Consider the following 26,907-nt stretch of genomic DNA (forward strand, 5'->3'; position numbering starts at 1 on the left):
ACCTTCATGAAGGCGCCTCAAGCGGACAGCATGGTCGGCGGGCATGTCGGCGACGCTGCCGCATCCCCGTCCAATCGCCAGTTGATCGTTGCCGTCACGATCGGCAACGGCCTCGAATTCTTCGATCTCACCGTGTTCAGCTTCTTCGCGGTGCTGCTCGGCAAACTGTTCTTTCCGGCGGTGTCCGCGCAGCAGCAATTGCTGATGTCGGTCGCGACGTTCGGCGTCGGCTTCATCGCGCGGCCGATCGGCGGCGTCGTGATCGGGCTCGTCGCCGACCGCTTCGGCCGCTTGCCCGCGATGAACCTCACGCTCGTCACGATGGCGGTCGGCATCGGGATGATCGGCGTGCTGCCGACCTACGCGCAGATCGGCGTCGCGGCGCCCGTGCTGGTCGTGCTCGCGCGGCTGCTGCAGGGCTTTTCGGCCGGCGGTGAAGTCGGCGTATCGACGTCGTTGCTCGCGGAGCGCGCGCCGGCGGGCGAGCGTGGCTACTACACGAGCTGGCAGTTCGCGAGCCAGGGCGCCGCGGCGCTGGCCGGCTCGCTCGTCGGCTTCCTGCTGTCGCATTTCCTCGACACGGCGTCGCTCGAATCGTGGGGCTGGCGCGTGCCGTTCGTCGCGGGCGTGCTGATCGCGCCGGTCGGCCTCTACCTGCGCGCGCGCTTCAATGCGTTCGAGCAGCACGCGCCGGCCGCGGCCGCGCGGCGTTCGTCGACGCTGCTCCGCACCGTGCTGCGGCGTGACGGCGGCGCCGTGCTGACCGCGCTCGGCCTCGTGGTCGGCGGCACGGCCGCGCATTTCATCGTGCTGTATTACATGTCGACGTACGCGATCAAGGTGCTGCACCTGCCGATGGATACCGCGCTGTGGTGCGGGATCCTGTCCGGCGCCGTGATGTTCGTTGCCGCGCCGATCGGCGGGCGGCTGTCGGACGCAACCGGCAGCAGGCGCGTCGCGCTGTGGTCGCGCATCGCGCTGACCGTGCTGATCCTGCCGGGCTTCTGGCTGATCCGCGCGGTGCCGTCGATCGCGACGCTGTATGTGGTCGTGATGCTGCTCGCCGCGCTGCACTCGATCAATGCGGGCGCGAACGGCGTGATCCTCGCCGAGCTGTTCCCGAAGAGCACGCGTGCGACCGCGCTGTCGATCGCGTATGCGGGCGGCGTATCGATCTTCGGCGGCTTCGCGCAGTTCATCGTCACGTGGCTGATCGGCGCGACCGGCAACCCGGCCGCGCCTGCATGGTACGTGATCGTCTGTGGCCTGCTGTCGCTCGTCGCGCTCGCGTTCGCGTCGGATCGCAGCGATCGCGATGCGTGACCGACTGCGCTCGCTGCTGCCGCTTCCTTCTTCCCCCTTCGCCCCGAATCGTATGAACGCCACCGTTTCGTTCTCGTCCCCGCCTGCCGGCGTCGCGGCCGGCGACCTGTGCGACCTGCCCGCGCGCACGATGCTCGACCTGCTGAAGACGCGGCAGATCGGCGCGTGCGACCTGCTCGACGCGCATCTCGCGCGGATCGCGGCGGTCAACCCGCGCGTGAACGCGCTCGTGACCGTCGCCGATCCCGATACGCTGCGCGCCCGTGCGCGCGACATCGACGCCCGCTGGATGCGCGGCGAATGGCAGGGGCCGCTGCACGGGCTGCCGGTGTCGCAGAAGGATCTCACCGCGACGCGCGGCGTGCGCACGACGTACGGCTCGCGCTTGTTCGCCGATCACGTGCCGCGGCATGACGCGCTCGTCGTGCGCCGCTGCGCGAGCGCCGGCGCGCTGATGATCGGCAAGTCGAACACGCCCGAATTCGGCGCCGGGTCGCATACGTTCAACGAAGTGTTCGGCGCGACGCGCAACCCGTGGGACCTGACGCGCTCCGCGGGCGGCAGCAGCGGCGGTGCGGCCGCCGCGCTCGCATGCGGGATGAACCCGCTTGCCTGCGGCAGCGACATGGGCGGTTCGCTGCGCAATCCGGCCGCATGGAACAACGTCGTCGGCTTGCGGCCGTCGCCGGGCCGCGTGCCGCGCGCGCCGGACCTGAACGGCTGGACGACGCTCGGCGTCGACGGGCCGATGGCGCGCGATGTGGCCGATACCGCGTTGTTGCTCTCCGCGATCGCCGGGCCGAGCGGCGAGACCGCGACCGAACTCACGGAACCGGGTGCGCGCTTCGCGCTGCCGCTTGAACGCGACTTCCGCGGCACGCGCATCGCGATGTCGCGCGGCCTGCCCGGCGTGCCGGTCGATCCGGAGATCGGGCGTGTGGTCGACGCGCAGGCGCGCGTGTTCGCGGCGCTCGGTTGCGAAGTCGAATTCGACGATCCCGATCTGTCGGACGCCGAGGACGTGTTCCGTATCGAGCGCGCGTGGATGATCGGTACGCTGGTCGACGGGCTCGACGACGCGCAGCGCGCGGTGCTGAAGCCTGAGATTCACGATGAATACCGGCAGCACCGCTCGCTCACGGCTGTCGATCTCGGCCGCATGTTCGTGCGCAAGACGCAGCTGTTCGAGCGGATGCGCGCGTTCATGCAGCGCTACGCGTTCTACGTGCTGCCGACGACGCAGGTGATGCCGTTCGACGTCGACCTGCGCTCGCCCGTGCATGGGATGAGCGCCGCAAGCGGGTCGTACATCGACTGGATGCGCGTGTGCTGGTACCTGTCGTCGACCGAGGCGCCGATCCTGTCGGTGCCGTGCGGCTTCGGCGCGGCCGGTCTGCCGATCGGCATGCAGATCGTCGGCCGATACCGTGACGACTGGGGCGTGCTGCAGTTCGGCCACGCGTACGAAGTTGCAACCGGCCGCAGCTGGGCACCGCCGCCGGTCGTTGCCGACGCGATGCGCTGACCTTCTTTCCCGATTCACGGCTGACCGTTCCGGTTCGCACCGGAGCAGGCCGCGCGCCTGCGGGGGACGCGCACGCCTGCGTTTTGCCATTCGACCCGCGCAATGGAGACCTTTCGATGAATAGACGGCTGTTGGCTGGCGCGGGTGTCGCGCTGATCGCGGGTGCGGCGCACGCACAGAGCAGCGTGACGCTGTACGGCATTATCGACGAAGGGCTGACCTACACGAGCAACCTCGCGGTGGCCGGCCCGAACGGTACGGTGAGCGGCAAGCCCGCGCTGCGGATGCTGGGCGGCGTGCAGCAGGCGAGCCGCTGGGGGCTGCGCGGCGTCGAGGATCTCGGCGGCGGGCTGACGGCGATCTTCACGCTCGAGAACGGCTTCGATCCGAGCACCGGCAAGCTCGGGCAGGGGGGGCTGATCTTCGGCAAGAAGGCGTTCGTCGGGCTGGCGGGGCCGTTCGGCACCGTCACGCTCGGGCGGCAGTACGACACCAACGTCGACTTCCTCGGGCCGCTCGAGGCCGCCGCGCTGTTCGGCGGCTACATGGTTGCGCACCCCGGCGATCTCGACAACGTGAACAACGCGAACTCGACCAACAACGCGATCAAGTTCACGAGCAACGATTACGGCGGGTTCCGCTTCGCGGCGATGTACGGGGTCGGCGGCATCGCGGGCGCGGCGACCCGCAACCAGGTGTGGTCGATGACGGCAGGCTACACGCGCGGGCCGCTCGTGGTCGCGGCCGGCTACCTGAATGCACGCAACCCGAACGTGTCGTTCTTCGGCACGACCGGCAGCCCGGCCCCGACCGTGGGCGGCGTGCCCGGCAACAACATGCTGTCGCCGGTGTATTCAGGCTATGCGTCGGCGCGCACGCTGCAGGTCGCGGCGGCCGGCGGCACCTACGCGATCGGCGCGGTAACGCTCGGCGCGATGTATACGAATACGTCGTTCCGCCAGCTCGGCGACCCGTCGTCCGGCCCGAACCCCGGTGGCGTGTCCGGCAACGCGGTGTTCAACAATGTCGAGGCGAGCGTGCGCTATCAGTTCACCCCCTTTCTGTTCGGCGGCGTCGCGTACGACTACACGCGCGGCGGCGGCGTGAACGGCCGCGACGGCGCGAAGTATCACCAGGTCGCGGCGGGGCTCGACTACTTCCTGTCGAAGCGCACCGATGTCTATCTGACTGCCGTCTATCAGCGCGCATCGGGCACCGACTCGACGGGGCGGCCGGCGGTGGCCGCGATCAACGGCCCCGGCGCGTCCGCGAACGACCGCCAGTTCGAGGCGCGCATCGGCATACGGCACAAGTTCTGACGGGTGGGGTCGCGGCGAGCGGTGATATGCTCGCGGGACGCCCGCGACCGACGGGTGGATTCCGACTGCCCGCGCGCGGCTCGCTGCCGCGCGGCGCGGCGTTTCCGAGGGAAGAACCGACAACATGAGCCGCAAATTCATTCTGAAGGGCGACACCACCGACCACGGCGGCGTGGTGCTCGAAGGGATCGCCAATTCGTCGTTCGACGGACGCGAACTCGCGTATCTCGGCGCAGCCGTGTTCTGCGCGGCGTGCAAGTCGCCGGGCGTGATCGTGTCGGATGGCGGCGAGCGGACGATGACCGTGATGGGCAAGGTCGTCGCGCTCGAGCACGACCTGTGCCAGTGTCTGTGCACGCCGCAGCCGAAGCTGATCGCGTCGCAGGCCACCGGCACGATCTCGGGTTAATGCTTGCCGCACGCGGGCGCTCGTCATCCGCGCGGCATCGACACCCAGCCGCCCGCCGTCAGTCGCTGCCTTCGGTCTCGATCACGAGGATGCGTGCTGCGCCGAGCGGATGCGCGACGTGCTCGGTGCCGACCGTCGCGTGGAAGACGTCGCCCGTTTCGAGCACCGTCGCGTGCTCGACACCCACCACGCGATAGCGCATCTCGACGCGGCCATTGAGCACCGCGAACACTTCCTCGCCATCGTTCACGTGCCAGCGATACGGCTGGTCGGTCCAGTGCAGCCGGACCGTGATGCCGTTCAGGTTCGCGATGTCGAGCGCGCCCCACGCGCGATCCGCCGTGAATGCGGCGCTCCGGATGATGTTCATCGAGGTGTTCTTCGGCGCGTATGCACGTCGCTTCCCAGTGATTTTTCCGACATTCGCATTCAGCGCGACATCGCACGCAGTGCCTGTTCGATCGTCTCCTTGCGCTTCGCGAAGCCGGCCGCCGAGCGTTCGGTGACGCGCTTCACGACCGCTGCCGGCGCCGTGTCGGGCGAACCGGCGTCGAACGGCGGCGCGGGCGCGTATTCGAGCTGCAGCTGGATCGCCTGCGCCTCTTCGTCGCCGGCCAGTTCCGCGGCGATCGTCAACGCGAAGTCGATGCCGGCCGTGACGCCGCCGCCCGTGATCAGGTTGCCGTCGCGCACCACGCGCTCGTGCACCGGCACCGCGCCGAGCGGTTCGAGCAGCGAGTGGAACGCCCAGTGCGTCGTCGCGCGTCGCCCGCGCAGCAGGCCGGCTACGCCGAGCAGCAGCGCGCCCGTGCAGACCGACGTCACGTAGCGCGCGGCCGCCGCGCGCTGCTGCACGAACGCGATCGTCTCGGCGTCGAGCAGCAGCGCGTTGATGCCGACCCCGCCCGGAATGCAGATCACGTCGAGCGGCGGGCAGTCGTCGAACGTGCAGGTCGGCGCGAGCGCGAGCCCGCTGCTCGACGCGACGGTATCGCGCGACTTCCAGACCAGATGGACGGCTGCGTCGGGCAGCGACGCGAGCACGTCGTGCGGGCCGGTGAGATCGAGCTGCTGGACGCCGGGAAACACGAGAAAACCGATATGCAGGGTCATGCGAAGACTCCGGGTGGAAGAGGGCGAACCGTTGCCGGCACGGGATGGACAGATCGATTCTAGGCGCGTAGTGTTTGGCGAAATTGCCATATCACCCACGTTTTCAGCCAATCGTCATGCCAGCCGCTCCGCGTTCGATCCTGGTCCTCGCGTTTCCCCGTGCACAGCTGCTCGACGTGTCGGGGCCGTTGCAGGTGTTTGCGTCCGTCAACGAGCTCGCGCTGGAGCGCGGCCAGCCGGCGCCGTATGCGCCGCGTGTCATCGCCGCCGATGCGGGGCCCGTCGAAACGTCGTCGGGCCTCGTCGTGATGGCGGAATCGCTGCGCGCGGCCGCGCGCCATCCCGATACGCTGATCGTCGCCGGCGGCAAGGGCGTGCACGCGGCATCGAAGGATGCGCGGCTGGTGCGCTGGGTGCGCCGGCAGGCGGCGCGCACGCGGCGCGTGGCGTCGGTCTGCACCGGCGCATTCCTGCTCGCCGAGGCCGGCCTGCTCGACGGGCGGCGCGCGGTCACGCACTGGGCGCGCTGCGACGAATTCGCGGCGCGCTATCCGAACGTGCGCGTCGAATCCGATCCGATCTTCATCCGCGAAGGTGCGCTATGGACCTCGGCCGGCGTGACGGCCGGCATCGACCTCGCGCTCGCGCTCGTCGAGGAGGATCTCGGGCGCGCGACCGCACTCGACGTCGCGCGCGAACTCGTCGTGTTCCTGAAGCGTCCGGGCGGACAGGCGCAGTTCAGCGCGATGCTGTCGATGCAGCGCACCGACGACCGCTTCGGCGACCTGCATGCGTGGATGGCCGAGCACCTGACGGCCGACCTGTCGGTGCCCGCGCTGGCCGAGCGCGTGCGCATGAGCGAGCGCAGCTTCGTGCGCCACTATCGCGCGGCAACCGGCCGCACGCCCGCGCGCGCGGTCGAGCAGATTCGCGTCGAGGCCGCGCAGCGCCTGCTCGGCGAAACGGCCTGGCCCGTCAAGCGGATCGCCGCGCGTTGCGGCTTCGGCTCGGAGGAAACGCTGCGACGCTGCTTTGTGCGCGTGCTGGGCGTGTCGCCGCAGGGATACCGCGAGCGCTTCGTGCGGTGACGCGCCGCGTGCGGCGGTGCTCGGGGCCGGAACGCGCGTCGCACGGGACTGAACGTAAACCGGACGCTTTCCAGTCCGAAATGCCGAAACTATTCAGGATCTGAGAACAATGGATGGGGGCTTGTGCCGCGACCGTCGCGCGCTCTATTCTGTTCCGTTGGCGATTCGAAGGGGGGCAGCATGGACCGAATCCAGGCAATGGAAGTTTTTACTCGTGTGGTCGACGCGAACAGCTTCACGCGTGCGGCCGACACGCTCGCGATGCCGCGCGCGTCGGTGACGACCATCATCCAGAATCTCGAGGCGCTGCTCGGCGTGCGCCTGATGCACCGGACGACGCGCCGGCTGTCGCTGACGCCGGAAGGTGCTGCGTACTACGAGCATTGCATGAAGATCATCTCGGAGATCGCGGAGGCCGACGCGAGTTTCCAGACCGGCAACCGCAAGCCGAGCGGCGTGCTGCGCGTCCACATGCCGAGTTCGCTCGGGCGGCGCATCGTGCTGCCGTCGTTGTCGATTTTCCGGCAGCGCTACCCGGACATCACGCTCGAACTGGGGCTTTCCGATCGCTACGTGGACCCGGTCGAGGAGGGCATCGATTGCATGATCCGGGTCGGGCCGCTCGAGGATTCGTCGATGGTCGCGCGGCGGATCGGGATGCTCAAGCGCGTGACCTGCGCGTCGCCCGATTATCTCGCGCGTCACGGCGAGCCGCACGAGATTGCCGATCTCGCCGAACATCATGCGGTGAACTTTCGTTCGAGCCACGGCGCGCGGCCGATTCCGTGGGTGTTCATGATCGACGGCAAGCCGTTCGAGGTGCGAATGAACGGGAGCGTCACGGTCAACGATTCGGATGCCTACGTGACGTGCGGGCTCGAAGGGTTCGGGATGATCCAGCCGACGTTGTTCATGGTGCTGCCGAACCTGCTCGACGGCTCGCTGGTCGAGGTGCTGCCGGACTGCAATCCGAAGCCGAAGCCGATCTCGATCGTTTATCCGCACAACCGGCATCTGTCGCAGAAGGTTCGTGTGTTCGCCGACTGGATCGCGGAGGTGTTCGAGTCGACGCCGTCGCTGGAGGGTGGGGAGAACTGGCGGGGGCGGGTGGAGGCGCAGGCGGCGAAGCTGCAGAGAGGGGCGGTGGCGGCGTGAAGTGCCGGGGCGCGGCCGGGGGCTCTGTGTCGCCGGCCCCGCAGTTTTGGCGTCCAGGAGAAGTGCAGCGTCGATGCCGCGGCTTCAATTGTGGGATTGATCCGGAGCAGCGCCTCGCGTCGCACGATCGCGCAGCGCGGCGGGCAATTTCCACAGCATCAGTTCACGCGTGCCGATTGCCCACAGCGCCGAACCGTCCCACGAAAAGGCCAGCGCCTTGATCTCGCTGTCTTTGGGTAGCGACGATGCGTCTAGCTGCACGGGCGTGCGGCCCTGTGCGACGTCCCAGAGTGTCACGCGATGCTTCCAGCCGCCTGTGCGGTAGGTCGTGCCCATCGCAAGGAAGCGTCCGTTCGCAGAACGGGCGGCAGCCTTGAGGTCGTTGGCAGTGCCCAGCAGGGCCGACAGCACGTGCCCGCTCTTGAGATCCACCACGTGCATGCCGACGAAGCGCGCCCGTTTCGTGCCGGTGTACTTCATGGCAGGAGGCATGCTGCCGTCGTCGTCGAGCAGCAGCACAAAGCCTGTCGCGATCCATTGACCCTGCGGTGAGCCGAGCGGCTTGGGCACCCATTGCGCGATGCCGGCGGCGCTCACGGAATCCGGCGTGCCGAAGCGCTGGGGTAAGGCAATCGTACGCAGCGCTCGGCCGGTGCGGGCGTCCAGTTCGGCGAGCCCTTGCGAGTCCTCCGTCCAGTAGCTTCCGGAAGGCCGCCAGCGTACGGGCCAGATCAGCGCATTGCTGCCGTTGCTGATCTCGTCCATCAGCGACTGGCGTACCGACGACAGCGTGGTGACGAACGGCCATGGATTGTCGGTGCCCGGCGGCGCTGACGCCGGGCGCTGTACGGTCAGAAACTGGGAGCCGACCGGATTCGCGTCCTTCTTGCTATCCCGGAGGTCATGCCAGAAATTGGCCGGCAGATCGTCGTCGAGAATCCAGTACATATCGCTCATCTGATGAGCTCGCCAATCGGTGTCGCTCGGCCAGACGACTTCATGACGATCGACCTTGCGGCTCGCGATGTCATATCGGTACAGGCACGGCTTGCTCTTGGTGTCCGGCTGGCCGTCGAACCAGACGGCGCTGCCGTCGCCGTTGATCATCATCCGTCGGGGGCCATCCTGGCCGTGCCAGACTTCGTCCGCCTGCAACGCGCCGTTGACCGCGTGCAGCCGCCACACATACTCGTTCCAGCCGCGGTTGTCGGCGACCTGGGCGCTAAACAGCAGGCTGCCATCCGGCAGGCCGAGGATGTCGTGCGGGTACGGCAACGTGCGTTGGGACGGATCGGTCACGAACTTGTCCCAGCGGATGATTGAGGGCTTGATTGCGGGGGCGCTCTGGTCCGGCACAACCAGCTTGATCGCGGGCGGCGGCATCGACGGTGTCGACGGTAACTGCCATGCAGCAGGCGACGTGGCGATTTCCAGCTTGGCCGGCAGTGCGGACAACGCGTCGGTCAATGCCGTGAACACGTCGCCCGGGACGACGGAGATGCCGGTCCTGCTGGATTGAGTCCGGTTGCCGCTGAACACGTCCAGGTCCTGAAGTGTCAGTGCTTTCCACAGGCTGTAGTCGGGGTTGGGCCGGGAGTCGATGCGACCGAACTGAACGACCGTGGCCGGATGCCCGAATATGGCGCTGGCGTCCTGCACCCTGAGGAACAGCGCACTCCGGTACTGACCGGTGATGCCATCGCGGTGGTCCTGGCGGGCCTCCCAGAAGGCATAGGTGGTCTGCAACGCTGGCAGGTCGGAACCTAGGAACAGCCGGTCGACGCGTGCCCGTGCCTGATCCATGCGCCAGTCCAGTTCCTGTCGGGTGATCGCGCCTTGTTGCAGCGCTTGCTGCAGTTTTGGCAGCGTAGAGTGGTCGGCGATGGCCGCGCGCAGGTCCGGCCGGCGCGACAACAGCACATGGCTCCAGGGGTCCGGCAAATTCTGCAACTGCCAGCTATTGGCACTGGCTTGTACCGGGCTCGTCCGTTGCAGCACGCGCTGCACCAGCGGCTGCACCTGATCGTAGGAGGAGGAGACCAGCAGGAACACGGCTTCCGCATAAGCTTGCCGGTTCTTGCCGTTGTCCCAGATCAGGACCTGTTCGCCTCGGCGGGCGGCGACTTCGTAATCGTCGTCGTGCCCGGTATCGTGCAACTGCTCGAATCTCCAATGCAGGCCGTCGACAGTGGTGTCGGGCAGAGGGTCGGCCTGGCTCGTGAGCGGGAGTGCCAGGCCGGTCAGACACAGCAGGAAGCATGCGAGGCGTTTTTTCATCGACGTTATGCCCGGATGCAGCGGAAATTTGGACGTACCGATTCTAAGCGCGGCGTGGCGCTCATGCTGCTGTGTGCCGGGCGTCGTTGCAAGGGGTATCAACTTTTGCGCCGTTCGGTATCACTGCATACAGGCATCGGCGAGTGGAGCGACTTTTTACGGAGGGATGCCGGCATCGGTTGCGTATCCCCTCGGATCTCGAAATCAATGGCTCGATCATTGTTGCCACGAGAGCGTGGGCCGGTACTTTAGTGCTGAACTGAAAGCGCGTGTCACGGATGGCTGCTGTGTTCAACCGTTCTTGCTGGCGCCGGTCATGTGCAGACACTGGTGTCGGGACGCGTGACGAGCCCGAAAGAAGGAACCGCGGCCATTCAACGCGACCGCTCGCGTTGGCGAACTCAAGTCGCGGATCGATTTCAACCGGAAGTGTGCGATTGACGATGGCCGATTGGTCGTCGCATTCGACCAGGGAGGTCCACACGGTCAATGCGATGTGACGATATGTGTTTTCCGGGTGGAGCAAATGAAAAAGCCGCTGTTCCTTTCGAAACAGCGGCTCTCGAATTTGGTGGCGAATCAGGGATTCGAACCCCGGACCTGCGGATTATGATTCGGCGCGTAACGCGGTAAGTTGTTGAAAATTAAGGCCATCTGCCCGGAAACAGCCGAAATGGAAAGTTGTTTAGCGTCAGTGGTTTAGCGTAATCCCGGGCAGTGCGGAGAAACAGAGCGCCGTACTCCCGCTGCACCGCAAAACAGGGGCAACAACGCGTGCAAGCTACACGAGGCGCGCCTGAATCTTCGCCGACCGACCGCAAGTAATGGGTCAAATGTCCAATTTGGAAGACAGTAGGCGTTCACTGCCCTCACCGTAAGCCGCTGTCGAAACCATTTGTTCGCTCTGCATCGACGACTGGCTTACAGCGGCGTCGCCCAGCGGGCAACCGGCTAAAGCTGTCACTTGCGACGGTATCTCGATCGGCCGTTGCTGCATGGCTACCACCGTTCTGTCTCTACGCCTTGTGGTGGTTGCAGTGCTGCACCTTCAGTCCGTGCAACACTGCGGGAAAACATCACACAATTCTTCCTTCGGAGTCCACCATCATTTTGTCGTCATTTTTAAGTACAACTTCAACTGCCGCGCAAAATATTCATCTTCTTTGAAGTGCTTAATTCCGAAATTTATGCATTCTTTGAGTTTCTCTGCTGTTTCGGTATCTTTCGGTTTCGCCTGGCAAATTCTAATGAGATATCCGCAGATAGTTGCAGTCGGATAGGGATCGGAGATTCCTCTTCTAAGGCGCTCATATTCAAGGTATTCTAAACCCTCCACGAGCAGTTCGCGATCGTTGAACTTTTCGTGTATATACTTTGCGACCAAGGCTACCCCAAGTGAATGCCTCGTCTGGAAGGAATCGTAGAAATCCAAGCCGGTTCTGAAGCAATCAATTGCATCGTCGAAACGACCAATTTTTCGATAGAAACGTCCGAATTGCAGCCAGAACACTCCGTCCTGACCATACAATTTCTGTGCATGGTGGTATACTCGTTCGGCATCATTCTTTCTCGTTTGGTATGGAAAATATTGTTCGTAGAGGAAATCGAAAGAAATTATGCTTTTGTAAAATTGATAAGGAAGTGGATGATATTTGATGTCCTCGACAGTGAATTTGTTGGATAAATATTCAAGAATGTCGAGAATCTGCTCTTGCGTGCCATTTTGCGCGATACAGTTTTCAAAATAGCAATCCGCGATCACGCGATGCCGGCAGGTAAGTACTCCGCGCGACGCAAAGTCGACAACTATTCCGGAAAGATTTGTGGCAATTTGGTGCTCGATATCCGGGACGGTGATGTTCGTTATTCCCGCCACATAGTTGACGGGGACGGAGAATCCGAGGTGATTAAGGATTGCGACGACGCTGAGTATGGATTTCGCATTTTTGTCTTTAACGGCATGATACTCGTTGAAGATCTTTGTCTCGAAATTCTCGTGAGTTGTAAGGGAGTATAGGGCGGAAAGCAGATCTCCATTGAATCCGCGCTCCCGGTTCATCAAGGTGCCGGCCTGCTTTTCAAGTGATAATTCTGAAAAGTCTCCCAATTTGATGGCGTGGTTGCTAATTCTGGTGCAAATTGACTTTGCATCTTCGTATGTCAATGACCCAAATTCAAAAATTGCTGGATCGGCTTGAACGTCGGGCAGGTGGCGAGAATTAACTTTGAAGTCGTAAATTCTATCCTCAAGGATAAATAGACAGTACGACCTGATTTTCTCCTGGAGATCGCGCGCGACGGAGTTGATTGCGTAATAGAACTCGGCGGCGCTATAAAATACAAAGACGGCCTTTGATTTGTCTGAAAATCCGGAAATTATTGATATGAACTTGTTGATATCGATACCATTTGACGAGCCGTACTCGTAAATGTATGGGTATTTATCTGCGATGCTAAGAAGGGCTGACCGAATGCCGGTGGTTTTCCCTGATCCGCTGGGGCCAATTATGTGCATTAGGCCGATCCCTTCGCTCGCATTTGAAAGTGTGGTCGAAATAAATTGCGTAAGCTTTTCGATGCGAGGGGTTTTTGCGTGTGCGTCGTTGGTGATGTAAAACCACTCCGGATGGGCGCCAGTTACGAAGTGCCGCAAAATTCCGGATTCGTTGTGCGACTTTTCTATCGATTGTAGGATCGGACTGAAGGCCTCTTTGAACCAAGTCATTGCCCCGACCGATGCGAATTTGGCTTTCACAGCAGGAATGGATTCAAGTACCAAGTCAGCAATCTTTTTCGGGCGTAGGTGCCTGTATATGACACTGAAAAATTCTTCGGCCGTCGCGTCGATTACGCAATATCCCGCCTCGACATAATTTTCTTTTTTTATGGCATCGGGGGCTGGCATAACAATCCAGTTGCTGGCGGATTTATCTGAAGTGCCGTAAGTTTCGCTGCGTCGCGAAAGGTATGTGTCAATGTCTGACTCATCCAGCTGGTTTCCAATAACTACCAAGCCGCCAAGCAGCATTCGCGCCGCAAGTTCGTTGTGCCAGTCAAAGAGTTTGTTTGCGGCGATCGCATATTCAAGATTGGAGAAAATAAATCCTTTTTCTAGCTGCTCAATCGTTCCATGAATCGCTACAACTGGGGTGCTGCCTATGACGTTTGAGGCCGAAGCTTGATCGCAATAATTGAAAAATTCAAATTCGGCAGACGTCAGCCCGCGCGCTTTGCACGTTTGATGGGCAACATTTAAAACGTTATCGATGTTGGTCGTATATATACGATTCCAAACGTACTGGAAAATTTTCTCTTGCCACGGTTCGGCTTTATCAACAATAAAAAAGTCGCGCAGGTAATTGCTGAAGTCTTGAATCCTTCTTGATGCGTATGTGTATGCATCCTTTAGTGTCGTTTTGGGACCCGGCTCGACACCGCATTTGGCAAGCAATGCCTCCTTCAGACCGTCCCCGGTCGGTATCTCACCGTTGATCGACTCGTTGCGATAGCTAAATCCGGCACCAAGCAGAAGAGCTATTTCTCCCTTCTCTATAAGCGGACAGATTTGGTCTCTAATCACCTGCGCATCTTCTTCTTTCATAGTCGTTCGGCAAAAAAATGACAGTCGGGTTCTTCCTGCCAAGGATATCACTCGGGGCACGCGGGCCGGCAGCTTTCCGTTACGGGGCAGCTGGCGGGTGTGTTGGAGCGTATTCGTGACCGGAAGAAGGGGTATAAGGTGGTCAGTACCGCGCTGGTGGTGAATGAGGCCGGCGAGCGGTTGATGGCTGACGCGCTACGGTTTCGGTTCGATCGCGCGCGCGAGCTTGCTGGCGTGCCGAAGGACGCCTTTCAGTTTCGAGATCTCCGGGCAAAGGCGGGGACTGACAAGACTGAGTCGGCAGGCGATATTAGGGCAGCACAGCGTCAGTTGGGGCATAAGTCGCTTGCGATGACCGAGCACTACGTGCGTGAGCGTAAAGGCGATAAGGTTGACCCGACCAAGTGAGGGCGAGATGGTGGAAAGACTTAATGACGCGGGGCGGCAGGGCGAGCTGCGAGAGCTATTTCGCCGGGCGGACGCAATATCACGATTGGAGGGCTACGAGCCGAGTGAGTTCGAAGCGGAGTTGAAGGAGCGGCTGGTTGTCGGTGAAATTGATTTTGACGAGTTTTTGCGACTAATGATCGCATACGTACGCGATGCCAAGATGTTGAAATGACGGTGTCCGGTGCAGCTGGGTAGGGATGTGGTGAAGGCGGAAAATATTGCTAGTATGGTTTTCGGTGAGTTGTTTTTTCCGAATTCTTGGGGTAGATTCGTGCGAACTAGGCGTATCGCCTAGGCTGTCTGTCTTCTGTAAGTCGTTGGTCGTTGAACGGAAAATCTGGGTCTCGCATGAGACGTTCTGCTTGGTTTTTTCAAGTCAGGACATGACCGGGATGCCGGTCCGCTGATCGGGCTCGTAGCGCTGTCTGCTGCGGCTAGGATTGGTGGCTGCGTCTAGCTACGGTTGATGAGCAAAATGCGTAGGCACCTGAGCCACGGTGAGTTGTTGTTTCCGTTCCTCTGTTCGGTGGTGGGCTGTCGGGACTCTGAGCCCGACATAACCCGAATGGAGGATGTTTTATGCGAAAGCGTAAACCAAAGACGACGATCGGCAGCGCTCGCGTTGCCAAGAAGGCGAATGTTGGAAAGCGAGAGTGGACCAATATTGTAGATGGCGCTAACCGTTGGCTCGGCATCGCCGCCCTGGTTTCCAGGTGTTGGCTGCTGCTGGAATCTTTGCCGTGGGATAAGATTCACCATCTCATTAGGTAAAGTAGGTGTCTACCTTTTTTTCTGTTATGCGGCCGTATTACACGAAAAAACCGATCGGTACCACAGCCGCCTTGGCATCGGCCTTGCGCGTGGCGGAACCTGTTCTGAGGCACGCCGCGAATAACTTGGATCGGCATTACACGCCATACCTGATACCGAAAGGCGACGGCAAGCAGCGTGCGATTGTTATTCCAAGTTTGCATCTAAAGACAATTCAGAAGCGCATTAATCGTGAGATTTTTTCTCATATCGAATATCCGCATTATTTGTACGGCGGGATCGATGGGAAGGACTATGTTCGAAATGCGGGGGCTCACAAGGATAGGCATACTATCATTGCGCTAGACGTAAAGGATTTTTATCCGTCTATTACGTTTGAACGCGTTCTCGGGATTTATCAGCATTTTTTGAAATTTAGCCCCGAGGTAGCGGAGTTGCTCGCTAAGCTTACGACATTCAACAAGAGAGTTCCTCAAGGGGCTTGTACGAGTTCGCATTTGGCGAATTTGGTCTTGCATGATGTTGAGTACCATGTGGTCCAGTATTGCGAGAATGCTGGTCTAACGTATACGCGATTGTTGGACGACATTACTGTTTCGTCTCCTAAGCCATTGCCCGTACAAAGAGTGTCGAAGATCATAGAAATGATTTCGAAGATGTTGAAGGGCAAGGGTTTACGTCTAAAGAAGCCGAAGACGCGCGTTTCATCAAAGTCGAATCCGGAAAGCCTAATGGAGGTGACGGGGCTGTGGCTTAATCGTGGCGCTCCGCGGGTGAATTCGGCGACGCGCCGAGCGATTCGGGTCGAGGTGTATCAGTGCAAGCAGGCTGCAGCGACAAGCAGAACGAGTCTGGACTATCACAAGAAGCACGCTAGCGCGTCGGGTAAGGTGGCAATGCTCAATTATTTGATGCACGCCGAGGCCGGCCGGCTGCGGAAGACTTTGGCGGACATTCTGCCGCTATACGATGTGAGCGAAATGACTAAGACGCGGAAGATCGTCGAGATGCTCAGTCGCGCGTCTGTTGCTGACCGAGGAAAATATTCGTTTAGCCTGAGTTATTTCAAAACTATGCAGCGGCTGAACATCGTGGCGCGGAGTGACGCTGCGTTGGCCCACAGTTTGAGGCGCAAGCTGCTGGTCTGTAAGCCCACGAAACCGTCTAGTGCGACGTTATATGACGAACCTATCTGATGAAGTGTGCTTCGGCACGGTGAAGGCCTATTACCCGTTTAAGGGTTTTGGCTTCATCACGAGAGAGAAGGGGAAGGATGTGTTCTTCTACTTTCGCGATGTGAAGGATGAGTCCGACGTTTTTGAGGGGGCGAAAGTAAAGTTCGTCTTGAGCGCTGGCCAGAAGGGGCCCTGCGCGAAGCAGGTGGAGCGCATCGGGTAACTTGCTATTTGGGGTTGTATCGCTGCTCGCAAGAGCGGGTTCGAACTGAGTTTGCGGAGCGATGAGGGCTTTGAGGAGCAAAGAAAAAGGGCCCAGCTTGCGCTGAGCCCTTTCTGCATTTGGTGGCGAATCAGGGATTCGAACCCCGGACCTGCGGATTATGATTCCGTCGCTCTAACCGACTGAGCTAATTCGCCGAAGACTTGAATTATGCAGATCGCCCGCCGGGCTGTCAACACCTTTTCCCGTCTTCCGTGAAAAAAGTTGCCGGCGGCCCGTTCCAGCCTCGTTGCGGGCGCGTTGCCTCGGACCGGCAACCGCCCGCCATCCGCGTCAATCCTGCGCGTAGATGTTCGAGTCCTTCGTCTCCTTGACGAACAACAGACCGATCACGAAGGTGGCCAGCGCGATCACGATCGGATACCAGAGGCCCGAATAGATGTCGCCCTTCGCCGCGACGATCGCGAACGCGGTCGCCGGCAGGAAGCCGCCGAACCAGCCGTTGCCGATGTGATAGGGCAGCGACATCGACGTGTAGCGGATCCGCGTCGGGAACATCTCGACCAGCATCGCGGCGATCGGGCCGTACACCATCGTCACGTAGATCACGAGGATCGTTAGGATCACGATCGTCATCGGCCAGTTGAGCTGTGCCGGGTCCGCCTTCGGCGGGTAGCCGGCCGCCTTCAGCGTCGACGCGAGCGTCTTGTCGAACGCCGCCCCCTGAGCTTTCGCGTCGGCCGCCTTGCCGTCATACGCCGGGATCACCGTGTCGCCCACCTTGATTTCGGCCAGCGTGCCGGCCGGTGCCGCGACGTTCTCGTAGTTCAGGCCGGCTTTCGCGAGCGCACTTTTCACGATGTCGCACGAGCTCGTGAACTTCGACGTCCCCACCGGGTTGAACTGGAACGAACAGGTGGCCGGATCGGCGACGACCGAGATCGGCGCCTTCTGCGTCGCGAGTTCGAGCTGCGGGTTCGCGTAGTGCGTGAGTGCCTTGAACAGCGGGAAGTAGGTCAGCGCCGCGATCAGGCAGCCCGCGAGGATGATCGGCTTGCGGCCGATCTTGTCCGACAGCGAACCGAAGAACAGGAAGAACGGCGTGCCGATCAAGAGTGCGATCGCGATCAGGATGTTCGCGCTCGCACCGTCGACCTTCAGCGTCTGCGTGAGGAAGAACAGCGCGTAGAACTGGCCCGTGTACCACACGACGGCCTGGCCGGCGGTCAGGCCGACGAGCGCGAGGATCACGATCTTCAGGTTCTTCCACTGGCCGAACGCTTCGGTCAGCGGCGCCTTCGACGTCTTGCCTTCGGCCTTGATGCGCAGGAATACCGGCGATTCGTTCAGCTGCATCCGGATCCACACCGACACCGCGAGCAGCAGGATCGACGCGACGAACGGCACGCGCCAGCCCCAGCTGCCGAACGCCTCCTCTCCGATGAGCGTGCGCACGCCGAGGATCACGAGCAGCGACAGGAACAGGCCGAGCGTGGCGGTCGTCTGGATCCACGCGGTGTAGAAGCCGCGACGGTTGGCCGGCGCATGCTCGGCGACATAGGTCGCCGCGCCGCCGTACTCGCCGCCGAGCGCGAGGCCCTGCAACAGCCGCATCGCGATGAAGATCACGGGCGCGGCGATGCCGATCGACGCGTAGCCGGGCAGGAAGCCGACCACGAACGTCGAGACGCCCATGATCACGATCGTCACGAGGAACGTGTGCTTGCGGCCGACGAGATCGCCGAGGCGGCCGAACACGATCGCGCCGAACGGCCGCACCGCGAAGCCGGCGGCGAAGCCGAGCAGCGTGAAGATGAAGGCGGCGGTCGGGTTGACGCCGGAGAAGAAGCTCTTGCTGATGTAGGCCGCGAGCGAGCCGGCCAGGTAAAAGTCGTACCACTCGAACACGGTGCCGAGCGACGACGCGAAGATCACCTTCTTCTCTTCGCCCGTCATCGGCGAGTGCGAAATTTGCCCGCCTAGGGTTGCCATGAGTCGTCTCCAAGTCCCTTGATTTAGATGTGCGGCCGCCTCGGGTAAGCGGGCCTGTCGAGGATTATTGGTACGGAAACTTACGGCGGACTGACGCGCGCCGGCAAAACGGCTGCACGTTAACCCGCGCCGAATCGTCTGCTTCGTATAGCCATCGTGCCTTCAACGTCCGGCAAGTAGCCGGTTTCGACGTTGTTGCGGCGTGCTGCGGCGGTGCGCGTCAGGGTTAATCCGGGGGCGTATCGGTCAGCGGCAGGCTGACGCGTACGAGCGTGCCGGCGAGGCGCGGCGCGTGCTGGTACACGTGATCGTCGAGCGTCAGCGTGCCGCCGTGCTGCGTGGCGATCTCGCGCACGATCGCAAGGCCGAGGCCGCTGCCGTCGCCTTCGCGGCCGAGAATCCGGTAGAAGCGCTCGACGACGCGCTCGCGTTCGGCGGCCGGGATGCCGGGGCCGGTATCTTCGACTTCGAGATGCACGACCCGCGTCGCGGGCTCGGCGCGCACACGCACCGTGATGCGGCCGCCGTCCGGCGTGTAGCGGATCGCGTTGTCGATCAGGTTGCCGAGCATCTCGCGCAGCATCACCGGATGGCCGTCGACGTCGAGCGGCGTGTCGTCCGGCGGGCCTTCGTAGCCGAGATCCATCCGTTTCGCGAGCGCGGCCTGCACCCAGTCGCGCACCGCGCGCCGCGCGAGCGACGCGATCTCGACCGGCTCGAACGTCAGCCCGCTCGCACGGTTCTCGGCGCGCGCGAGCGCGAGCAACTGCGTGACGAGCCGCGCGGCCTGCTCGGAGCTGGTCGCGATCTGTTCGAGCGAGCGCTGCACGTCGGGCGGGACCGGATGGCGCAGCGCGAACTCGGCCTGCGTGCGCAGGCCCGCAAGCGGCGTCTTCATCTGATGGGCGGCGTCGGCGATGAAGCGCTTTTGCAGCGCCATGTTCTGTTCGAGGCGGGCGAGCAGGTCGTTGAACGACGTGACGAGCGGCTCGATCTCGGGCGGCGCGCGCTGCGCCTCGACGGGCGACAGGTCGTCGGGCCGCCGCGCGCGGATGTGCGCCTGCAGCGCGTTGAGCGGCGCGAGCCCGCGCGACAGCCCGAACCACACCAACAGGATCGCGAGCGGCAGGATCACGAACTGCGGCAGGATCACGCCCTTGATGATGTCGTTCGCGAGTGCGTTGCGCTTGTCGAGCGTTTCGCCGACCTGCACGAGCACGGGCTGCGTGGCGTCGGATCGCGGCAGCGCGACCGTCGTATAGGCGACGCGCACGTCGTTGCCGCGCAGCAGGTCGTCGCGAAACATGACGACGCCGGGCGGCGGCCGGTCCTCGTCGCGCGGCAGCGGCATGTCGGCTTCGCCCGCGACCAGCTCGCCGCGCGTGCCGAGCACCTGGAAGTAGACGCTGTCGACGTTGTCCGCGCGCAGGAAGTCGCGCGTCTGCTCCGGCAGCGTCAGCTCGGCGACGCCGTTGACCGGATGGATCTGCCGCGCGAGCACGTACGCGTTGGTCTCGAGCGCGCGATCGAACGGGCCGTTCGCGATCGTTTTCGCGACCAGATAGGTGACGGCGATGCTCATCGGCCACAGCAGCAGCAGCGGCGCGAGCATCCAGTCGAGGATCTCGCCGAACAGCGAGCGCGGGCGTGGCGCCTCGGGCGCATCGGTTTCGTCGGGCGGGGCGAACGGGTTTTCGTAGCGCGCGTCGCGCGCCTCGTCGGCGGCCGACGACGGCGCGCCGGTCGGTTGGCGGGGATGGGCCGGCGTGGCCATCGCGGCGACGCCCGGGTTCAGCGCAGCGGCGTGCCGGCCACCGCGGGCTGGGGCGCGGCCGTGTCGGTCGGCGCGGCGGGCGCGACTTTCTCGAGGCAATAGCCGAGGCCGCGCACGGTCGAGATCCGTACGCCGCTGGGTTCGATCTTCTTGCGCAGCCGGTGCACGTAGACTTCGATCGCGTTGTTGCTCACTTCCTCGCCCCATTCGCACAGATGGTCGACGAGCTGCTCCTTCGACACGAGCCGGCCGATCCGCTGCAGCAGCACTTCGAGCAGGCCGAGTTCGCGCGCGGAAAGATCGAGCACGCGATCGTTCGCATACGCGATCCGGCCGACCTGGTCGAACGCGAGCGAGCCGTGGCGCACGACGGTCGGGCCGCCGCCCGCGCCGCGCCGGGTCAGCGCGCGCACGCGCGCCTCGAGCTCGTTGAGTGCGAACGGCTTGGCCATGTAGTCGTCGGCGCCGAGGTCGAGCCCCTTCACGCGCTCGTCGACGCTGTCGGCGGCCGTCAGGATCAGCACGGGAAGGTTGGAATTGCGGGCGCGCAGGCGCTTGAGCACGTCGAGCCCGGACATTTTCGGGAGCCCGAGATCGAGGATCAGCAGGTCGAAGGTCTGCATCGACAGCGCGGTATCGGCGTCGACGCCGGTCTTCACGTGGTCGACCGCATAGCCCGATTGGCGGAGTGACCGGGTGAGGCCGTCCGCGAGTATGCTGTCGTCTTCCGCGATGAGAATTCGCATGGTGCTGACCGATGGCCGGCAGGGCGTTCGCGCCGGCCGGCTGTCTCCGAAGTTATTCGTATACAACGCAGCCTGCATTGCGGGCTTGCACAAAACACTGTTTTTTTATACAGTGTCTGCATTCATGGGCAGCGCTTGATAGCGGGCGCGCCTCTTACAGACGCTGCTCATCATAGCAAAGGACGATTCATGGAAGATAGCAAGAAGGGCTCCGGGATGACCGCCGAGAAGAGCAAGGCGCTGGCCGCCGCGCTTGCCCAGATCGAAAAGCAGTTCGGCAAGGGCTCGATCATGCGCATGGGCGACGCCGAGGCGGCCGAGAACATCCAGGTCGTGTCCACGGGCTCGCTCGGTCTCGATATCGCGCTTGGCGTCGGCGGCCTGCCGCGCGGCCGGGTGGTCGAGATCTACGGTCCGGAATCGTCCGGTAAAACCACGCTCACGCTGCAGGTCATTGCCGAACTGCAGAAGCTGGGCGGCACGGCCGCGTTCATCGACGCCGAGCACGCGCTCGACGTTCAATATGCAGCGAAGCTCGGCGTGAACGTGCCGGAGCTGCTGATCTCGCAGCCGGACACCGGCGAGCAGGCGCTGGAAATCACCGACGCGCTGGTGCGCTCGGGCTCGATCGACATGATCGTCATCGACTCGGTCGCGGCGCTCGTGCCGAAGGCTGAAATCGAAGGCGAGATGGGCGATTCGCTGCCGGGTCTGCAGGCCCGCCTGATGTCGCAGGCGCTGCGCAAGCTGACCGGCACGATCAAGCGCACGAACTGCCTGGTGATCTTCATCAACCAGATCCGGATGAAGATCGGCGTGATGTTCGGCAACCCGGAAACCACGACGGGCGGCAACGCGCTCAAGTTCTATTCGTCGGTGCGTCTCGACATCCGCCGGATCGGCTCGATCAAGAAGAACGACGAGGTGATCGGCAACGAAACCCGCGTGAAGGTCGTCAAGAACAAGGTGTCGCCGCCGTTCCGCGAAGCGATCTTCGACATCCTGTATGGCGAAGGCATTTCGCGTCAGGGCGAGATCATCGATCTCGGCGTGCAGGCGAAAATCGTCGACAAGGCGGGCGCCTGGTACAGCTACAACGGCGAGAAGATCGGCCAGGGCAAGGACAACGCGCGTGAATTCCTGCGCGAAAATCCGGAAATCGCACGCGAGATCGAGAACCGCATTCGCGAATCGCTTGGCGTGGTCACCATGCCCGATGGTGTGGTCGAGGACGAAGCCGAGGCGATGGACGAAGAAGAGTGATGATCGGGCGCCGAGGTCAGGCTGGCGAGCCGGAGGAGAGCGACGTGCCCGAAACGGCAGGCCGCTCCAGCCGGCGAGCCGGATCCTCGGGCGCCGATCGGCGGGGCGTGGGCAGCGATGCCGCGAACCGCACCGCGACGAGGGCATCCGACGATGCCCTCGTTTCGTTTGAGATTGCCGCACCGGCCGATCCGTTCGACGACGATGAATCGTTCGACGCGCACGACCGCCCCCGCCGTCGTGTTTCCGGTGTCAGCTTCCCGGGCGATCGCGCACCCGATGCGTCGGCGCCGGCCAGGGAAGACGTCTATACACGCAGCAGCCAGCATCCACGCCGCACGCGTCGAGCATCGGGCGCTGCCGCCGGCAGTGCTTCCGGTGAAGCCGCCGGCGCCGGCGAGCGCAAATCATCGAAGCCGCAGCGGTCGTTGAAGGGGCGCGCACTCGGCTATCTGTCCAGGCGCGAATACAGCCGCACCGAACTCGCGCGCAAGCTGGCGCCCTACGTCGGCGAAGACGAATCCGTCGAGCCCGTGCTCGATGCGCTGGAGCAGGAAGGGTGGCTGTCCGATGCACGCTTTGCCGAGAGTCTCGTGCATCGTCGCGCGTCGCGTGTCGGTGTCGCACGCATCGTCAGCGAGCTGAAGCGGCATGCGGTGGGCGACACGCTCGTCGAGGAGGTGAATGCGCAGCTGCGCGAGACCGAATGGGCGCGCGCGCAGGCCGTCTGGCGCAAGAAATTCGGTGCACTGCCGCAAACGCCGGCCGAGCGTGCGAAGCAGGCGCGCTTTCTTGCCGCGCGCGGCTTCTCGAGCGCGACCATCGTGAAGTTGCTGAAGGTCGGCGACGATTTCCCGATCGACGACTGAGCATGCCGATCGCGCGCGTGGCGCGCGATTTTGCTGCAACGCAACCCCTTCCGGACAGGCGGGAATACCCGCCGTCGCGTCCAACTGTCTCAAATACCCAATATGCTAAAATCCGTGGGTTTTCCTCTTCGGCCTCAACCTCCAGCATGCCGCTACCCGAGCCCGTGCCCCGTCAGTTGCGACATCGACGCGCAATCCGAGCGGAAGCTTACGAGCGCGGCGACGGCTTGTGGGATATCGAAGCCTGCCTGACCGACCACAAGCCGCGCGATGTCGCGCTTGCGTCGGGCATCCGGCCCCAGGGCCTGCCGATCCACGAACTCTGGCTGCGCGTGACTATCGATCGTGACCTCAATGTCGTCGACGCCGAAGCGTCTTCGGAATGGGTTCCCTATCCCGGTCACTGTCAATCCGCCTCTCCCGCCTATCGGGCCCTTATCGGGCTCAATCTCTTCCGCAACTTCCGCCGCAATGCGAACCGGCTGCTCGCCGGCGTCGCAGGCTGCTCCCATCTCACCGAACTGTGCGCGGTGCTGCCGACGGCAGCGATCCAGGCGTTCGCCGGGGAGGTGTGGAACGTGCGTGAAGAAGGCGGCGAAGGGCCGGATCACGACGGCGCGCACGACGACGCACCTTTCCAGCTCGGCCGCTGCCGGGCGTTGCGGTTCGACGGCGAGGTCGTGCGGCAGTATTACCCGCGCTGGTATGGCGCGAGCCGGCCGGACGTGCCCGGTGATGGCAGCACGAAGGAATGAACGGAAATCATTCGAAGAAGCGTCTTAAGCGACTTTTCATCCAACTCTCAGACTGAAGGGAATCACGCATGAAGATTCACGAGTACCAGGGTAAGGAAATCCTGCGGAAATTCGGAGTCGCGGTACCGCGCGGCAAGCCGGCGTTCTCGGTGGAGGACGCTGTCAAGGTGGCAGAAGAGCTCGGCGGCCCGGTCTGGGTCGTGAAGGCTCAGATTCACGCAGGCGGCCGCGGTAAAGGCGGCGGCGTGAAGGTGGCGAAGTCGATCGAGCAGGTCCGCGAATACGCGAGCCAGATCCTCGGCATGCAGCTCGTCACGCACCAGACCGGTCCGGAAGGCCAGAAGGTCAACCGCCTGATGATCGAAGAAGGCGCCGACATCAAGCAGGAACTGTATGTCAGCCTCGTCGTCGATCGCATCTCGCAAAAGATCGTTCTGATGGGTTCGAGCGAAGGCGGCATGGACATCGAAGAAGTCGCCGAAAAGCACCCGGAACTGATCCACAAGGTCATCGTGGAGCCGTCGACGGGCCTGCTCGACGCACAAGCCGACGACCTCGCCGCGAAGATCGGCGTGCCGGCCGCTTCGATTCCGCAAGCGCGCGCGATCCTGCAAGGTCTGTACAAGGCATTCTGGGAAACCGACGCATCGCTGGCCGAAATCAACCCGCTGAACGTCTCCGGCGACGGCAAGGTCATCGCACTCGACGCGAAGTTCAACTTCGACTCGAACGCGCTGTTCCGCCACCCGGAAATCGTCGCGTACCGCGATCTGGACGAAGAAGATCCGGCTGAAATCGAAGCGTCGAAGTTCGACCTCGCGTACATCTCGCTCGACGGCAACATCGGCTGTCTCGTGAACGGCGCGGGCCTCGCGATGGCGACGATGGACACCATCAAGCTGTTCGGCGGCGAGCCGGCGAACTTCCTGGACGTCGGCGGTGGCGCCACGACCGAGAAGGTTACGGAAGCGTTCAAGCTGATGCTGAAGAACCCGGATCTGAAGGCGATCCTCGTGAACATCTTCGGCGGCATCATGCGCTGCGACGTGATCGCGGAAGGCGTGATCGCCGGTTCGAAGGCCGTGAACCTGAACGTGCCGCTCGTCGTGCGCATGAAGGGCACGAACGAAGACCTCGGCAAGAAGATGCTGGCCGATTCGGGCCTGCCGATCATCTCGGCGGACAGCATGGAAGAGGCTGCGCAGAAGGTCGTCGCGGCTGCCGCAGGCAAGTAACGCTATCGAATACGCATGGCGGCGCGGCTGGCACGCGACGCCAATCGAACAGAGGTCAAAATACATGTCGATTCTGATCAACAAGGACACGAAGGTCATCACGCAGGGCATTACCGGCAAAACCGGTCAATTCCATACGCGCGCCTGCCGTGAATACGCAAACGGCCGCGAAGCATTCGTCGCGGGCGTGAACCCGAAGAAGGCCGGCGAAGATTTCGAAGGCATTCCGATCTACGCGAGCGTCAAGGAAGCGAAGGCCGAAACCGGCGCGACCGTGTCGGTCATCTACGTTCCGCCGGCAGGCGCAGCGGCTGCGATCTGGGAAGCGGTCGAAGCCGATCTGGATCTCGCGATCTGCATCACGGAAGGCATCCCCGTGCGCGACATGATCGAAGTGAAGGACCGCATGCGCCGCGAAGGCCGCAAGACGCTGCTGCTCGGGCCGAACTGCCCGGGCACGATCACGCCGGACGAGCTGAAGATCGGCATCATGCCGGGTCACATCCACCGCAAGGGCCGCATCGGCGTCGTGTCGCGTTCGGGCACGCTGACGTATGAAGCGGTTGCGCAGCTGACGGCACTCGGCCTCGGCCAGTCGTCGGCAGTCGGCATCGGCGGCGACCCGATCAACGGTCTGAAGCACATCGACGTGATGAAGATGTTCAACGACGATCCGGATACGGATGCGGTCGTGATGATCGGCGAAATCGGCGGTCCGGACGAAGCGAACGCCGCCGAGTGGATCAAGGACAACATGAAGAAGCCGGTCGTCGGCTTCATCGCTGGTGTCACGGCGCCTCCGGGCAAGCGCATGGGCCACGCCGGCGCGCTGATCTCGGGCGGTGCGGATACGGCCGAAGCGAAGCTGGAAATCATGGAAGCGTGCGGCATCACCGTCACGCGCAACCCGTCGGAAATGGGCCGTCTGCTGAAGAAGGCGCTGTAATATTTCCCCCGGGTTCGTCCTGCAGAAAACGCCGGCATTGCCGGCGTTTTTTGTTATGCTCGCGCAATGAATTCGTAAGCACCGGGCATGCGTCGCGCATGTGCCGGCGATGAACCGGGCCGCCTGCGAGCGGCCGCTGTCCTGTCCTCACGGCCATGCTCGAATTCCTGACGTCGCTGCATTGGGGCGCCGTATTCCAGATCGTCATCATCGATATCCTGCTCGGCGGCGACAACGCGGTCGTGATCGCGCTCGCATGCCGCAACCTGCCGCCGAACCAGCGGCTGCGCGGTGTCGTCTGGGGCACCGCGGGGGCGATCCTGCTGCGTGTCGCGCTGATCACGTTCGCGGTCGCGCTGCTCGACGTGCCGTTCCTGAAGTTGGGCGGCGGGCTGCTGCTGCTGTGGATCGGCATCAAGCTGATGGCGCCGGCCGACGACGCGCACGACGACATCAAGCCGGCCAGCCGGCTGTGGGACGCCGTGAAGACGATCGTGATCGCCGACGCGGTGATGAGCCTAGACAACGTGATCGCGATCGCCGGCGCGGCCGAACAGGCCGATCCGTCGCACCGGATCCCGCTCGTGATCTTCGGGCTCGTCGTCAGCGTGCCGATCATCGTGTGGGGCAGCACGCTGGTGCTGAAGCTGCTCGACCGATTCCCGATCGTCGTGGCGCTCGGCGCCGGGCTGCTCGGCTGGATCGCGGGCGGGCTGATCGTGAACGATCCGGTCGGCGATCGCTGGGCGGTGCTCGATACGCAGCCGGTGCTCTACGGCGCGAGCATTGCGGGCGCGCTGTTCGTCGTGGCGATCGGCTACGCGCTCAGGCGCCGCAGCGGCACCCCGCGCGCTCACTGACACTGGCCATCCGGCCGACTGCCGGATTCGGACCCCGC

At 63.1% G+C, this 26,907-nt stretch carries 24 protein-coding genes and 1 tRNA gene; 17 read left to right on the forward strand and 8 right to left on the reverse strand.

The features are described from left to right. Window positions 1-6: 6 nt before the first annotated feature. The 4 genes from HWX08_RS14040 (at window position 7) to HWX08_RS14055 (ending at window position 4,576) form a co-directional block, all read left to right on the forward strand. A complete protein-coding gene (locus tag HWX08_RS14040) occupies window positions 7-1,323 on the forward strand; it encodes an MFS transporter (RefSeq protein ID WP_174921062.1) in 1,317 nt (438 codons plus the stop codon). Window positions 1,324-1,375: 52 nt separating this feature from the next. Beyond that, a complete protein-coding gene (locus HWX08_RS14045; protein WP_174921063.1) occupies window positions 1,376-2,848 on the forward strand; it encodes an amidase in 1,473 nt (490 codons plus the stop codon). 116 nt (window positions 2,849-2,964) lie between these two features. Beyond that, complete coding sequence (locus tag HWX08_RS14050) at window positions 2,965-4,167, forward strand: porin (protein ID WP_174921064.1); 1,203 nt, start codon at window positions 2,965-2,967, stop codon at window positions 4,165-4,167. Between the two features lie 124 nt (window positions 4,168-4,291). Beyond that, on the forward strand, window positions 4,292-4,576 hold the full coding sequence (locus HWX08_RS14055) for a PAAR domain-containing protein (protein WP_069257509.1): 285 nt from the start codon (window positions 4,292-4,294) through the stop codon (window positions 4,574-4,576). A 58-nt stretch (window positions 4,577-4,634) separates the two neighbouring features. Here the strand turns inward: HWX08_RS14055 and HWX08_RS14060 are convergent, their stop codons facing one another. Beyond that, complete coding sequence (locus HWX08_RS14060) at window positions 4,635-4,946, reverse strand: cupin (protein ID WP_174921065.1); 312 nt, start codon at window positions 4,944-4,946, stop codon at window positions 4,635-4,637. A 59-nt stretch (window positions 4,947-5,005) separates the two neighbouring features. After that, window positions 5,006-5,689, reverse strand: a complete 684-nt coding sequence (locus HWX08_RS14065; protein ID WP_174921066.1) for a DJ-1/PfpI family protein — start codon at window positions 5,687-5,689, stop codon at window positions 5,006-5,008. Between the two features lie 116 nt (window positions 5,690-5,805). Between HWX08_RS14065 and HWX08_RS14070 the strand changes: the two genes are divergently transcribed. Together HWX08_RS14070 and HWX08_RS14075 are read left to right on the forward strand one after the other, a co-directional pair. Then, on the forward strand, window positions 5,806-6,777 hold the full coding sequence (locus HWX08_RS14070) for a GlxA family transcriptional regulator (RefSeq protein WP_174921067.1): 972 nt from the start codon (window positions 5,806-5,808) through the stop codon (window positions 6,775-6,777). Window positions 6,778-6,957: 180 nt separating this feature from the next. Then, the gene (locus HWX08_RS14075; protein WP_069257505.1) at window positions 6,958-7,932 is read left to right on the forward strand and encodes a LysR family transcriptional regulator; all 975 of its coding nucleotides are present in this window, start codon (window positions 6,958-6,960) and stop codon (window positions 7,930-7,932) included. An 84-nt stretch (window positions 7,933-8,016) separates the two neighbouring features. On the opposite strand, the gene HWX08_RS14080 is transcribed toward HWX08_RS14075, so the two are convergent. After that, window positions 8,017-10,209 carry a WD40 repeat domain-containing protein gene (locus tag HWX08_RS14080; protein WP_069257504.1) on the reverse strand — a complete coding sequence of 731 codons (2,193 nt, stop codon included), beginning with the start codon at window positions 10,207-10,209 and terminating at the stop codon, window positions 8,017-8,019. Window positions 10,210-11,314: 1,105 nt separating this feature from the next. Beyond that, on the reverse strand, window positions 11,315-13,810 hold the full coding sequence (locus HWX08_RS14085; protein WP_174921068.1) for a tetratricopeptide repeat protein: 2,496 nt from the start codon (window positions 13,808-13,810) through the stop codon (window positions 11,315-11,317). A 90-nt stretch (window positions 13,811-13,900) separates the two neighbouring features. Here HWX08_RS14085 and HWX08_RS14090 point away from each other — a divergent pair, with 90 nt between their 5' ends. From HWX08_RS14090 to HWX08_RS14105, 4 genes are all read left to right on the forward strand, one after another. Beyond that, complete coding sequence (locus HWX08_RS14090; protein WP_174921088.1) at window positions 13,901-14,218, forward strand: tyrosine-type recombinase/integrase; 318 nt, start codon at window positions 13,901-13,903, stop codon at window positions 14,216-14,218. 7 nt (window positions 14,219-14,225) lie between these two features. Beyond that, window positions 14,226-14,432, forward strand: a complete 207-nt coding sequence (locus tag HWX08_RS14095) for an antitoxin VbhA family protein (RefSeq protein ID WP_059703965.1) — start codon at window positions 14,226-14,228, stop codon at window positions 14,430-14,432. A 604-nt stretch (window positions 14,433-15,036) separates the two neighbouring features. After that, on the forward strand, window positions 15,037-16,227 hold the full coding sequence (locus HWX08_RS14100; protein ID WP_174921069.1) for a reverse transcriptase family protein: 1,191 nt from the start codon (window positions 15,037-15,039) through the stop codon (window positions 16,225-16,227). Then, the gene (locus HWX08_RS14105) at window positions 16,211-16,429 is read left to right on the forward strand and encodes a retron Se72 family effector protein (protein WP_059603387.1); all 219 of its coding nucleotides are present in this window, start codon (window positions 16,211-16,213) and stop codon (window positions 16,427-16,429) included. Before HWX08_RS14100 ends, HWX08_RS14105 begins: the two co-directional genes overlap by 17 nt. 120 nt (window positions 16,430-16,549) lie before the next feature. On the opposite strand, the gene HWX08_RS14110 is transcribed toward HWX08_RS14105, so the two are convergent. From HWX08_RS14110 to HWX08_RS14125, 4 genes are all read right to left on the reverse strand, one after another. Beyond that, window positions 16,550-16,626 (reverse strand) — tRNA-Met (locus HWX08_RS14110). 136 nt (window positions 16,627-16,762) lie between these two features. Continuing rightward, the gene (locus tag HWX08_RS14115; protein WP_069257503.1) at window positions 16,763-18,421 is read right to left on the reverse strand and encodes an MFS transporter; all 1,659 of its coding nucleotides are present in this window, start codon (window positions 18,419-18,421) and stop codon (window positions 16,763-16,765) included. Between the two features lie 226 nt (window positions 18,422-18,647). After that, window positions 18,648-20,195: a sensor histidine kinase gene (locus tag HWX08_RS14120; protein ID WP_174921070.1), complete on the reverse strand. Its 1,548-nt coding sequence runs from the start codon at window positions 20,193-20,195 to the stop codon at window positions 18,648-18,650. A 17-nt stretch (window positions 20,196-20,212) separates the two neighbouring features. Beyond that, window positions 20,213-20,941 carry a response regulator transcription factor gene (locus tag HWX08_RS14125; RefSeq protein WP_069257501.1) on the reverse strand — a complete coding sequence of 243 codons (729 nt, stop codon included), beginning with the start codon at window positions 20,939-20,941 and terminating at the stop codon, window positions 20,213-20,215. Between HWX08_RS14125 and HWX08_RS14130 the strand changes: the two genes are divergently transcribed. The 7 genes from HWX08_RS14130 to HWX08_RS14160 all read left to right on the forward strand — a co-directional run bounded on the left by HWX08_RS14130 (window position 20,940) and on the right by HWX08_RS14160 (window position 26,869). Then, window positions 20,940-21,080, forward strand: coding sequence for a hypothetical protein (locus HWX08_RS14130; protein ID WP_175807068.1), 141 nt, complete (start codon window positions 20,940-20,942; stop codon window positions 21,078-21,080). The genes HWX08_RS14125 and HWX08_RS14130 overlap by 2 nt on opposite strands. A gap of 50 nt (window positions 21,081-21,130) precedes the next feature. Further along, window positions 21,131-22,204 (forward strand): recombinase RecA, encoded by a 1,074-nt coding sequence (gene recA, locus HWX08_RS14135; RefSeq protein WP_069257500.1) that lies wholly within the window; start codon window positions 21,131-21,133, stop codon window positions 22,202-22,204. Next, on the forward strand, window positions 22,204-23,073 hold the full coding sequence (gene recX / locus HWX08_RS14140) for a recombination regulator RecX (protein ID WP_174921071.1): 870 nt from the start codon (window positions 22,204-22,206) through the stop codon (window positions 23,071-23,073). The genes recA and recX overlap by 1 nt, the downstream gene beginning before the upstream one ends. Window positions 23,074-23,219: 146 nt before the next feature. Then, the gene (locus HWX08_RS14145; RefSeq protein ID WP_069257498.1) at window positions 23,220-23,828 is read left to right on the forward strand and encodes a DUF2889 domain-containing protein; all 609 of its coding nucleotides are present in this window, start codon (window positions 23,220-23,222) and stop codon (window positions 23,826-23,828) included. Window positions 23,829-23,896: 68 nt separating this feature from the next. Then, window positions 23,897-25,063, forward strand: a complete 1,167-nt coding sequence (gene sucC / locus HWX08_RS14150) for an ADP-forming succinate--CoA ligase subunit beta (RefSeq protein ID WP_069257497.1) — start codon at window positions 23,897-23,899, stop codon at window positions 25,061-25,063. Between the two features lie 64 nt (window positions 25,064-25,127). Further along, the gene (gene sucD, locus HWX08_RS14155; protein ID WP_006477916.1) at window positions 25,128-26,009 is read left to right on the forward strand and encodes a succinate--CoA ligase subunit alpha; all 882 of its coding nucleotides are present in this window, start codon (window positions 25,128-25,130) and stop codon (window positions 26,007-26,009) included. Window positions 26,010-26,164: 155 nt separating this feature from the next. Then, complete coding sequence (locus HWX08_RS14160; protein WP_174921072.1) at window positions 26,165-26,869, forward strand: TerC family protein; 705 nt, start codon at window positions 26,165-26,167, stop codon at window positions 26,867-26,869. Window positions 26,870-26,907 lie beyond the last annotated feature (38 nt).

It is taken from the genome of Burkholderia metallica, assembly GCF_902832845.1.
GTDB lineage: Bacteria > Pseudomonadota > Gammaproteobacteria > Burkholderiales > Burkholderiaceae > Burkholderia > Burkholderia metallica.